The organism is Venatorbacter sp. C2-1 (assembly GCF_022832715.1).
Lineage (GTDB): Bacteria > Pseudomonadota > Gammaproteobacteria > Pseudomonadales > Oceanobacteraceae > Venatoribacter > Venatoribacter alkanivorans.
The window spans coordinates 1731971-1743580 of sequence record NZ_CP094879.1 but is presented as its reverse complement, the minus strand read 5'-3'; the positions used below and the strand labels follow the sequence as shown (position 1 = coordinate 1743580).

The following is an 11610-nucleotide window of genomic DNA, read 5'->3' as shown; positions in this document are numbered from 1 at the left end:
CGACAATCATCCCCGATAATGTGTCACCTGATTACGACCATTGGCCTTAGCATAATATAAGGCCTCATCGGCATAACGCACCCAATGCTCTGGCTTATCCTGATACTGCGGAACGTCACCATGTACCCCGATACTGACCGTTACTTTCAGGCCTTCGGCAAGACGGTCAAAACTCAGATTAGCAATGGTTTTGCGTAAACACTCAGCCACCAGCATCGCTCCGGACAACTCCGTATTGGGCAGAATAAGAATAAACTCTTCACCGCCATAACGAGCAATCAGATCGGTATTACGGTGTACCGTTTGCCGTATAGCCTGAGCGACCACACGCAGAATTTCATCCCCCGCCTGGTGACCATGAACATCGTTAACCTTTTTAAAATAATCCACATCCAGCATCAGCAGACTGAGCGGCTCACGCTCACGGATAGCACGGGCCATTTCCCGCTGCATAATCTGATCAAAGAAACGACGATTCCGGACATTGGTCAGCGGATCAGTGATACTCATTATCTCCAGTTTACGGTTGGCATCTTCCAGCTCTAAGGTGCGCTCTTTAACACGAAGCTCCAGAGTTTCCGTTGCTTTACGCTGAATTTCCAACGCCTTTGCCTGCGCTTCACGTGCTTCACGTTCATGTTCCAGCGCTTTTTCCTGAGCAAGCCGCGCATTACGCTCCTGCTCCAGCGCATCCTCTTGTGCTATGCGGGCTATTTTTTCATGCTCAAAAGCTGCTATCTGAGCCTCAAAACGTTCACGTTTTTCCTGATTTAAACGATCGGCCAGAGCAAAAGAGAGCAGAATAACTTCCAGTGCAGAGCCAAACTGGACGATATTCTCAGTAAACATATTACGCGGAATAATATTGAATTTATTCATTGCCAGAATCGCGCCACCGATCAACATTGATGACCAGGCAACGGTGTAATAACGGGCCGCAGAATATCCCTGACTCCAGCGCCAGACACCACCATAAATAGCCAGACCAATACCAATCACCGCCGTCGCAATCAAAACCCGGATCATGGTGTGATATGGGATAATATTGCTCATCACAACAATGGCCAGAGAAGCAATAACAATCACGCCAAAGGAGCGGTTAAGCCAATTAACTTCCTGAAGATTAAGAAAATTACGGGTAAAAATAGCCGCAAAGAGTACAACGCCACTGAGGAATACAATGATACTCTGGTCATTCCACTCAGTAGCCGTCGGCCAGAGATATTGAAAGTTAATACCCTGCAAGCTACCAAGAAACGCTGCCATGCTGCCAACATACAGCACGTAGTACAGATAATTTGCTTCCCTTACCGCCAGAAATATAAACAGATTATACAGCACCATAATCAGCATAATGCCGTAATAAAGACCCATCCCAAGAATCTGGTGCTGGTCGTGAATAAAAAAATCACGCTCCTGCCAGATACTCAGTGGAAACTGCATAGAGCTGGAGGTCTCCACGCGGAATATCCACTCGTCAGCATCGCCGGCAGCCAGCGTCAGAGGAATAACAAAATAGCGGTGAATTACCGGTCGTTGATAAAATGATTGTTTATCACCCAGCTCCAGCTGCTGCCAATCTCCTTCATTACTGCGGTGATAGACACGGACATGATCCAGCACTGGATAGGTAAGACTGAGGAAGCGTTGTTCGGACCGATCCCCGGGATTACTCAACGCCAGACGAAACCAGTACACAGAATCGGTATAACCAAAAGACATTTTATGCTGCAAGTTGTACTGCCAGGCCAAGGCTGCCGAAGGTACCCCCTGAATGGCCGCTTGGGTATCTTCGTAATATTGCAACACCGGATCCAGCTCCTGCCCGGACGCTAATGTGCGGATATCGGTATATTCTGCCGTCCGGACATTATGATCAGTAATGCGCTCTTTATTATTGTTACCTTCTGCAATATCAGCGGTTGCTGCTATTCCATCAGGGACAGAAAAAAACATCAGCCAAATAAAAACCATTGGCGAAAGTAACCGCTGGGACATAATTCATCCATCCGTATGATGAATTCAGTCTAGCAGGCAAACCTTGCAGTGAAGGGAATAGCGGCTGATTTATTCCGAACAAGAAAAAGTACCGAAGTACCATATAAAGACCATTTACTAAGTATTCTGCATGAGCACAGGCTACAGCAGATACAGCATGACCCTTCTGCGCCACAAAAATTTACACTGCCGGTTCTGTCATATCATCAGAGTTGAGCGTTGTTCACAGTTTTTTCACTGAATGACTGCTATAAAAGATCCGATCCATCAGGACAATAACAAAAGGAATGCCCGCAGAAGGCATGATTCAACGCGGTGAGGCGAGGATGAAACACACACTCTGGTTGGTATTACTGCTGACTCTGGGCGCAACCCTGAGCGGCTGCAAGAGCGAATATTCAGGAGATGTTGGCGGCGCGTCGAATGGCGGCAATGGCACTCTGATTGGCAATTACAACCCCGAAGGACAGCGCCAGTATGAACGCCAGTGCGCATCCTGCCATGGGGTTGACGGTAACGGTACCCCCATTGGCTCGTCACTGGTTGCCTGTGCCACCTGCTCAACTCTGAGCGTTCTGGCGGATGAAATCAGCCGCACTATGCCCATCGGAAAAGTAGGCAGCTGCAGTGGCAGCTGTGCGACCGATACCGCGGAATACATCCTTTATGCGTTCAATGGTTATAACCTTGCCGCTGCCACAACCACACTGGAAGGTGTCGCCAATAACGAACTGACCGTTACCCTGCGCAGTGCAGCCTTACAACTGGCTGGCCGCCTGCCCACCGACAGCGAAATTGCCATGGTGGAAAATAATGGCGAAAGCGGCCTGAGCCTTGCGCTCAATCAGCTGATGAATGAAGAGAACTTTTATCAGTGGCTGATGGAAGCTTTTAACGAACAGCTGCTGACCGACAAATACCTGACCAGTAATCAGTTTGAAGGTGGAGTCAACCTGCTGGACCCTGACGACTACCCTAACCGTAAATGGTACAACGATGCTTACCCAGCGGATGAGCAGAGCAGTATCCGTGGCTGTGTGCGCACACTTACTAACGATGCCGTTGCCCGCGAACCTCTCGAGCTGGTGCGTTACGCCGCCAAAAACGGTCTGCCTCACACCCTCTATATGAATGCCGACTACATGATGGTGAACTGGTACAGCCAGCAGGTCTATGAAGCAACATTGGTTGATTCCGGTACCCCCTTTAAGCAGCTGGCTGAGCCAGTTTGTGATGCCAACGGTGTTAAAGTTTATTACGACCCGAACGATTTCCGCCCGGCACAGGTAAAAAAGAATCTCGAATATGAAATAGGCGGCCTCTATCACGCCGGTGTGCTGACCTCTCCGATGTTCTTAAACCGCTATCCAACCACCGCAACCAACCGCAACCGTCACCGTTCACGTATTGTTTTTGATTATTTTCTGGATACCGACATTCTGAAAATTGAGGGTGACCGTCCGGGCGATGGTATTGGTACAGGTACTGCAAACCCGACGCTGCTTGATCCGGCCTGCTATGCCTGTCATCAGGTAATGGACCCGGTTTCTTCTGCTTTCCAGCACTTTACCGACCGCGGCCAGTTTATTGTGACCGGCAGCACCTCCCCTAACCGCTGGGACAGCTCCGATATAGAACCCGCAGGTCTGGCTGGTAAAACCATTCCACTATCCGGCAGCAGCGGCTATTTCCGTAAGATGTTGCAGTGGCTGGGTACCGAAATCGCCAACGACCCGCGCTTTATCCGCGCCACCATGCGCACCCTGTATACCGGGATCATTGGCCAGGAACCGCTGGAATCGCCAGGCGAGAATGGCAGTGACGCCGACAAGGTCGCTTATAACAGCCAGCGCGCTGTTATCAACACCATCGGTCAGGCCATGGCTGCCGACGGCTGGAATATCAAAACCGGAGTCAAAGGTATCATCATGAGCCCTTATTACCGGGCCAAGGCGGTAGATGCAGGCAAACTGGCGTCGAATAAGCATATTGGTGCCAGCCAGTTCCTCAGCCCGGAACAGATGCAGCGCAAGCTGCAGGCTACCCTGGGCTTTGGCTGGGATGAGTTCCGCAATGAAAACAACCGCATTATGTACGGCGGCATGGATTCCGACAGCATTACCGAACGCATCCGTGAACCCAGCGGCCTGACCATCGCCATTCAGCAGCGTATGGCGACAGAAATGGCCTGCCGGGGTACCGCGCTGGATTTCACCCGCACAGCCACCGAACGCAAGCTGTTCCGTTATGTTGAGCCGACAACCACACCGCTGAACAGCGATGGCACGGTCAACGCTCAGGCTGTCAGTATGATTAAACACAACCTGCAGCATCTGCACTGGGTACTGCTGGGCGAACAGCTTGATATCAACAGCAGCGAACTGCAGGCCAGCTATGACCTGTTCTATCAGGTCTGGGCCCAGGGTCAGGAGCTGCTGGTTAATTACCGCGACTACGAACCACGACCAGGGACCTCTCTCGAATGGGAATGTCGCGCGCGCTGGTACCGTGCCGCCGACGGCCGTACCAATGGCGATATGCCGGAGGAATTACGCCTTGAACGGGATGAAAATTACAGCATCCGCGCCTGGATGGCTGTAATTACCTATCTGCTGTCTGACTACCGCTTTGCCTACGAATAAGGAGAACGCCATGAAACGTCGTCACTTTCTGCAACTCATGGCGGCCACCGGCATGACCGCACAAATGCCGCTGTGGACTCCCAAGGCTCATGCTGCAGCCGCACCCGACCGGTTTCTGGTGGTTGTTAATGCCAGTGGCGGCTGGGACCCGACCTCGCTGTGCGATCCCAAAGGTCTGAACAGTGCCTATGAAGCTCAGTCTGACCGCCATCTGGGCTCTACCAACTCCGTCGATCTGGACCCGGCTAAAGCCTTCGGCAATATCCGCTGGAGTGCCATCCCATCCTTTGTTTCCAACGACGATGCCGTACTGTTACGGGTAGAAGGCCAGTTCGATCAGTTCTTCAATACCTATGGCAACCGTCTGACCATCATCAACGGCATCGATACCGGCACCAATAACCACGATACCGGCAACCGCGTAATATGGTCTGGAAAAGAAGAGATTGGCTATCCCAGCCTTGCCGCCTACTTTGCTGCGGCCACCAGCCCAACCCTGCCAATGGCGTTTATCAGCAACGGTGGCTACGACTTTACCGACTCACTGGTTGCCCGTGCCCGGGCCAGTAATGCAGATTTTATTAACCAGCTGGCAGACCCTAACCGCTACAGCGGCGACCGGGGTTTTATGTTCCGCACCAGTGACCGCAGCATCGACCAGTACAGCGCTATTGTTGCTGCACAGAAAGCCAGGCTTCAGCGCCAGCAGCAACAGGAGCCACTGCCGTTACGCCGCCAGCAGCTGAGTCAGTTGTTCGGTGTGCGCAGTGAAGACAGCAATCTTGGTCAGCTGAGCGTATCGCTGGCCGATATCCGTGCCAACGTCAGCCGCGACAGTAACTGGAACACGAACCGTTCCAACAGCCTGAAAAGTCAGGCAGAGGTGGTAACCGCCGCCTTCCACAGTGGCCTGGCGGCCTCGGCCAATCTGAATATCGGTGGCTTCGACACCCACGGTAATCACGACGCCAGTGCTTATCCGCAACTGGGGGACTTACTGGAAGGCATCCACTTCCTGCAGGTTGCCCTGCAATACGCCGGTATCGCCGACCGCACCACGGTCGTGGTTGGTTCTGACTTCGGCCGTACACCCTACTACAATTCCGGTAATGGCAAAGATCACTGGCCGGTCACCAGCATGATGGTATTGCACCCCGGCAGCACCGGCGGCAAAGTGTTCGGCGCCTCCACCAGTGAATATCGTGCTCAGACACTGAACCGCAGCACCGGCCTGGCCGATGCCAGCGGCGACAAGCTGACCCCGGCTCATGTTAACCAGGCTCTGCGTAAGCTGCTTGGAGTTGATCAAAGCGTCCTGAACAGCAATTATCCGCTGCGGGTTAACGACTTTGATATTTTCGCTTAATAAGGAGATAAGCCCGTGCGCTTACTGATGACCGCTGTACTGTTACTGACCAGCCTGCTGACCTCATCCCTGAGTCTGGCGGTGGAAACCGGCGACAAAGCCCCGGCCTTCAAACTGCCGCTGTTAACCCAGAAAGGTCAGCTGTCACTGGCCAGCTACAAAGGCAAAGTCGTGTATGTTGATTTCTGGGCCTCCTGGTGCGGCCCCTGCCGTAAATCCCTGCCACTGCTGAACGAGCTGCGCACTGAGCTGAAAGGTCAGGGCTTTGAAGTACTGGCCATCAATCTGGATGAAGATGTCAAAGATGCCCGTGCGTTTCTGAAAGAATTCCCGGTCAGCTACCCAACGCTGTACGACGGCGAAGGCAAAACCCCCACCGCTTTTGGTCTGCGTGGAATGCCAACGTCTTACCTGATTGATCGTCAGGGACGGATTCAGAGCGTGCATCAGGGCTTCAAGCCCTCCGATATCAGCAAAATCCGCGCTGAAGTCATTCAGCAACTGCAGCAAAAATAACGGAGTATTGAGTCCATGCTCAGCCGATTACTGCTTACCGTAGCTATCCTGCTGATGATCAGCGGCTGCAGCACGGTAAAACCCTGGGAACGGGGCAACCTGGCCCAGGACATCATGGCCTGGCAGCCCGACCCACTGAAGGCCTCGCTCGATAACCATATTCATTTTTCCAAGGAAGGATCGTCCGGCGGCGGTCAGGCAGCCGGGGGCGGATGCGGCTGTAACTAGCCCGATATGTTATGAGCAAACACACACTCAATTCTCTGGCCGCTCTGGCAGCGGCCGCGGCGACCCTGCCGGTTCAGGCGGAAAGCGCACCAACCGAACAGGTCATGGCGTACCGCTTCAGTCAGTATCAGGAAGCCGATGCTCCGCGGGCGCGAACCTTTACTCCGACAACCGAGCGTTACAGTATCGATATTCACCAGTTTCGCTATGGACGGCCATTGGGCGATGACTGGTATCTGAACAGCGAGTTTCAGTACGAAACCCTGAGCGGTGCTTCCCCCATGCAGACTTACCAGAATGCCAATGGCCAGAGCGTGCTGCTGATGAGTGGTGCCAGTATTAATGAAACCCGCTATGACCTGAAAGTTGCTCCCAAGCGCTATTTCAGTGGTGCGCTGAACGGTCAGCTCGACGGCACACTGGGAACCAGTCTGGCCCTGTCGCAGGAAAACGATTACCAGTCTGTTGCCCTCGGTGCCGATGGTTCGCTGGAGTTGTTTAATAAACACACCACTCTGCTCGGCTCTGTCAGTATGTCGCTGGATGAACTGTCGCCCAGTGATGCCTATATTTCACCTGACCGCCAGCGTGCCGATGGCCGCGGCAAACGCAGTGTCTCCATTTACGAAGGCGTCTCGCAGGTTATTGATAAAAACCGCGTCGTACAGGTTGGCATCGGCTACACCCAGCTGTCCGGCTACCTGTCCGACCCGTATAAATTTGAAGACCGCCGCCCCGACCGGCGTGGACAGCTGACCCTCAGTGGTCAGTACCGGCACTTTTTTCCGTTATGGGATGGCGCAGCCCTGCATGGCGATTACCGCTACTACAGCGATGACTGGGGCATTCGCTCGCACACCCTGACTGCACGCTGGGCACAGAGCGTCAGCCTGGCGCCGTTTTCGTTCCGCTTTATCCCAATGATGCGCTACTACCGCCAGACCCAGGCCGATTTTTACAGCCTCGAACAGAATCCGCCGGATGATCAGCTGAACAGCTCCGATGCGCGGTTATCGTCTTATGGTGCCTTCAGCTATGGCTTAGAAAGCCGCATTCTGTATCAGCAATGGACGCTCAGTATCGACTGGCAGCAATACCTGTCATCGGAAGATTTCGCCCTGGTACAAACCACCAATAACGAAACCCCGGCACTGGTCGATTACAGTATCCTGAGTCTTGGCATTGAATACCGCTACTGAAGCTGTAACCCTGCACCACCATGAGTTTACCGCCATGGCGTCGCCCTGCTGCTTTCATCTGCCCGACCTGCCCGGTATTCATACACTGGCGCAGCAGATGGAAGAGGAAGTGCGCCGCATTGAGCAGAAATACAGCCGCTACCGTCACGACAGCGTACTGTCCCGTCTGAACGAGCATGCAGGGCAAGCCAGCGTTATCGATGCCGAAACCGCCTGGCTGCTGAATTACGCCCGGGTCTGTTTTGAACAGAGCGACGGCCTGTTTGATATCAGCTCCGGCATTCTGCGCAGCGTCTGGAACTTCCGTCATCCCGCCCTGCCCGACAGCGCCGCTCTGCAGCGCCTGTTGCCACGCATTGGCCTTGGCCGGCTGACCCTGAACGATAACGAACTGCGGATGCCCGCCGATATGGAGCTGGACTTCGGCGGAATCGGCAAGGAGTACGCCGCCGACTGTGCCGCTGCCATTGCCCGCAATGCCGGCGTGCATCAGGGAATTATCGATCTCGGCGGTGATCTGCATATTCTCGGCCCGAAAATCAGCGCACAGGGAGAAGAGCCCTGGCTGCTGGGTGTGCGCCATCCACGCAAGCCGCAGCAGGCCATTGCGCAACTTCCGGTTTATCGCGGCGGCATGGCCACCAGTGGCGATTACGAGCGCTATTTTGAGCTGGATGGCCGCCGTTACTGCCACCTGTTAAACCCACAATCCGGCTGGCCGGTCAGCCACTGGGCCTCGGTGACGGTGCTGGCTCCGTCCTGCCTGCTGGCCGGCACCTTATCCAGCATTGCCATGCTGCGTGAAGCCGCTGCCGTTGACTGGCTGCAGGAACAGGACGTTCATGCCCTGCTGATCGACCCCGCACTGCAACTGCGGCCTCTGACACCAGAAGCCTGACACTCAGCGCCTGCGTTCTGACATTCAACACCCATAACCTGACACCGGCGGCATTGGCCGTTACCGCCAAGGGCTGATATAAAGAGGCCCTCAATAAGAAAAACATCAGCAGGTCAGACTATGGAAACGCCAAGCGCCGATACGGTCAGTAATCCAGCCACAGAACAGGCTGAAGCCGTCCACGCAGCCCCTTTTGATTACCGCCAGCATGACGCGATGGGCCTGGCCGATCTGGTACGGCGCGGTGAGACTTCCGCCAGCGAACTGCTGGATCTGGCCATTACCCGGGCCGAAGCGGTCAACCCCAAAATCAACGCCATTATTACCCCCCTGTACGATTACGGCCGCGCACAAATTAACGCCGGCTTACCCGATGGTCCCTTTTCTGGTGTGCCTTTCTTACTGAAAGACCTGCTCTGTGCGGTCGAAGGTACACCGCTGAGCAACGGCAGCAATGCATTAAAAGGCCGTATTTCACCACGCGACAGTGAACTGGCCAGCCGTTTCAGACGCAGCGGTCTGGTGTTTTTTGGTAAAACCAACACGCCGGAACTGGGGCTGATGGGCGTCACCGAACCCAAGGCTTTTGGCCCGGCGCGCAATCCCTGGAATCTGAATCACACCCCTGGCGGCTCCAGCGGTGGTTCGGCCGCAGCTATTGCCGCCGGCATTGTGCCGATGGCCTCCGGTGGTGATGGCGGCGGTTCTATCCGTATTCCTGCCGCCTGCTGTGGTCTGTTTGGCCTCAAGCCAAGCCGTGGCCGGGTGCCGACCGGTCCCTATGCGCAGGAGTTCTGGGACGGTGCGGCGACCGAGCATGTACTCACCCGCAGTGTGCGTGACAGCGCCGCCATGCTGGATGTGATCGCTGGCCCCGATGGCTCCAGCCCCTACCCGCTGCACAGCCGTAATAATTATCTCGAATGTCTGAACCAGCCGCTGCGCAAACTGCGTATCGGTTATACCAGCACCTCGTTTATTGGTCGCCCGGTCAGCGCTGAGGCCGTTGCCGCCGTTGAGCACAGCGTAAAATTGCTGGAGCAACTCGGCCACGAGGTGGAGCCGGTTGACATCCGTCTGGATGGCGAAGCGCTGGCCGACAGTTACCTGACCATGTATTTCGGCCATGTTGCGGCCGACCTTGAATTTATGGCGCAGCAGCTGGGCAGCCGCATCAGCAATCTGGATGTGGAAGACACGACCAAGGTACTTGGCTTCCTCGGTAAAACCATCTCCGCCGGAGATTTCGTGCAGGCCAAGCGCCGCTGGAATGACTTTGCCCAGACCATGCACCTGTTTCATCAGCGCTACGATGTATTATTAACCCCGACTCTCGGCTCTGAGCCGGTGCCGATTGGCAGCTTTGAGCCACCGGCATGGGAAGCAATAGCCATGAAAGTGATCAATGCCTTTGGCCTGCACAAGTTGCTTTTGAAAAGCGGTATGGTGAAACAGATGGCACTGGATAATCTGGAGAAACTGCCCTTTACCCAGCTCGCCAACCTGACCGGCCTGCCGGCGATGTCGGTGCCGTTATACTGGACGGCGAATAACCTGCCACTGGGCTCGCAGTTTATTACGCCAATGGGCGATGAGAACACCCTGCTGCAGCTGGCCCAACAGCTGGAACAGGCGCAGCCCTGGATGCGGCGCATCCCGGATTTATAAGGTGCAACGCATCCCGGATTTGTGAGGTGCTAAGTATCCCGGATTTGTGAGGAGCTAAGTATCCCGGATTTATAAGATGCAACAAACACGCTACAGAAACAGAAAATAAAAAGGCCATCCACAATCCTGTCACAGGATTGTGGCACCCTGACCGATAACAATTAAAAGATTGCCAATATGCCCATGAATAATAAAACCGTTCTGATTACCGGCTGCTCTTCAGGTATTGGCCGCGCCCTGACCGAAGAATTTCTGCGTCATGGTTATCTGGTGTATGCCGCCGCGCGCAATACCGACAGCCTGCATAACCTGACCAGCACCCATTTAATTCCCCTGCAGATGGATGTGAACAATGCGGCGGATATTCAGCAGGCGGCTGAACTTATCCGTGAACGCTCAGGCCACCTGAACTGCCTGATTAATAACGCAGGTTACGCCGCGATGGGGCCGGTGGCCGAGCTCAGCAGCGAATCGCTGCAACAGCAGTTTGCCACCAACGTATTTGCGCCCATTGCGCTGACCAAAGCCTTATTGCCGTTATTACAGGCCAGCCAGAATGAAAAACATCCGGCTCAGGTGGTCAACATCGGGTCGGTTTCCGGCATTCTGACCACACCCTTTTCCGGCGCCTACTGCGCCACCAAAGCCGCTCTGCATGCCTTATCCGATGCTCTGCGCATGGAGCTTGCGCCGTTTAATATTCAGGTTATTACCGTTCAGCCTGGTGCGATTCAGTCAAAATTCGGTGATAACTCTCTGGCCAATCTGGGCGATCTGATTCAACCCGGTTCACTTTACGCACCGCTGAAAAAACAGATTCAGGCACGGGCGACTGCCTCACAGGACAACCCGACTCCGGCAACGGATTTTGCCCGCGAATTAATGGCACAGTTACTGAGCCAGCCGGACCCGGTGATCCGTATCGGTAATGGCAGCCGCGCACTGCCCTTTATGAAGCGCTGGATTCCACTGCCTCTGCTCGACAAAATATTGAGTAAAAAATTCGGCCTGCTGGCGTTAAAACGCTGAGGCCGAGAACACAACGTGGTTTCATAAAACATAACCTGACGCCATAAAAAAACCGCAGCCTAAGCC

The 11610-nt window shown here is 54.4% G+C and carries 9 protein-coding genes; 8 read left to right on the top strand and 1 reads right to left on the bottom strand.

Annotated elements, in window-relative coordinates; all coding sequences use genetic code 11:
• Positions 1-6: 6 nt before the first annotated feature.
• Positions 7-1998 (bottom strand): sensor domain-containing diguanylate cyclase, encoded by a 1992-nt coding sequence (locus MT343_RS07725; protein ID WP_145470996.1) that lies wholly within the window; start codon positions 1996-1998, stop codon positions 7-9.
• A 326-nt stretch (positions 1999-2324) separates the two neighbouring features.
• Here MT343_RS07725 and MT343_RS07720 point away from each other — a divergent pair, with 326 nt between their 5' ends.
• From MT343_RS07720 to MT343_RS07685, 8 genes are all read left to right on the top strand, one after another.
• Complete coding sequence (locus MT343_RS07720) at positions 2325-4640, top strand: c-type cytochrome (RefSeq protein ID WP_186436041.1); 2316 nt, start codon at positions 2325-2327, stop codon at positions 4638-4640.
• A 10-nt stretch (positions 4641-4650) separates the two neighbouring features.
• Positions 4651-6006 carry a DUF1501 domain-containing protein gene (locus MT343_RS07715; protein WP_145470994.1) on the top strand — a complete coding sequence of 452 codons (1356 nt, stop codon included), beginning with the start codon at positions 4651-4653 and terminating at the stop codon, positions 6004-6006.
• Between the two features lie 15 nt (positions 6007-6021).
• A complete protein-coding gene (locus tag MT343_RS07710; protein WP_243989480.1) occupies positions 6022-6522 on the top strand; it encodes a TlpA disulfide reductase family protein in 501 nt (166 codons plus the stop codon).
• 15 nt (positions 6523-6537) lie between these two features.
• Positions 6538-6750 (top strand): DUF4266 domain-containing protein, encoded by a 213-nt coding sequence (locus MT343_RS07705; RefSeq protein ID WP_145470993.1) that lies wholly within the window; start codon positions 6538-6540, stop codon positions 6748-6750.
• Between the two features lie 11 nt (positions 6751-6761).
• Positions 6762-7949 carry a DUF3570 domain-containing protein gene (locus MT343_RS07700; RefSeq protein ID WP_145470992.1) on the top strand — a complete coding sequence of 396 codons (1188 nt, stop codon included), beginning with the start codon at positions 6762-6764 and terminating at the stop codon, positions 7947-7949.
• Positions 7933-8847 (top strand): FAD:protein FMN transferase, encoded by a 915-nt coding sequence (locus MT343_RS07695; protein WP_222428622.1) that lies wholly within the window; start codon positions 7933-7935, stop codon positions 8845-8847. Before MT343_RS07700 ends, MT343_RS07695 begins: the two co-directional genes overlap by 17 nt.
• A gap of 120 nt (positions 8848-8967) precedes the next feature.
• On the top strand, positions 8968-10515 hold the full coding sequence (locus tag MT343_RS07690) for an amidase (protein ID WP_145470991.1): 1548 nt from the start codon (positions 8968-8970) through the stop codon (positions 10513-10515).
• Between the two features lie 183 nt (positions 10516-10698).
• Positions 10699-11544 carry an SDR family oxidoreductase gene (locus tag MT343_RS07685; protein ID WP_145470990.1) on the top strand — a complete coding sequence of 282 codons (846 nt, stop codon included), beginning with the start codon at positions 10699-10701 and terminating at the stop codon, positions 11542-11544.
• The last annotated feature ends 66 nt before the right edge of the window (positions 11545-11610 follow it).

Excerpts from the sequence above, each read along its gene's own strand:
- MT343_RS07690 (WP_145470991.1), top strand. The coding sequence starts at position 8,968 with ATGGAAACGCCAAGCGCCGATACGGTCAGTAATCCAGCCACAGAACAG.
- MT343_RS07700 (WP_145470992.1), top strand. The coding sequence starts at position 6,762 with ATGAGCAAACACACACTCAATTCTCTGGCCGCTCTGGCAGCGGCCGCG.
- MT343_RS07705 (WP_145470993.1), top strand. The coding sequence starts at position 6,538 with ATGCTCAGCCGATTACTGCTTACCGTAGCTATCCTGCTGATGATCAGC.
- MT343_RS07685 (WP_145470990.1), top strand. The coding sequence starts at position 10,699 with ATGAATAATAAAACCGTTCTGATTACCGGCTGCTCTTCAGGTATTGGC.
- MT343_RS07720 (WP_186436041.1), top strand. The coding sequence starts at position 2,325 with ATGAAACACACACTCTGGTTGGTATTACTGCTGACTCTGGGCGCAACC.
- MT343_RS07715 (WP_145470994.1), top strand. The coding sequence starts at position 4,651 with ATGAAACGTCGTCACTTTCTGCAACTCATGGCGGCCACCGGCATGACC.
- MT343_RS07725 (WP_145470996.1), bottom strand. The coding sequence starts at position 1,998 with ATGTCCCAGCGGTTACTTTCGCCAATGGTTTTTATTTGGCTGATGTTT.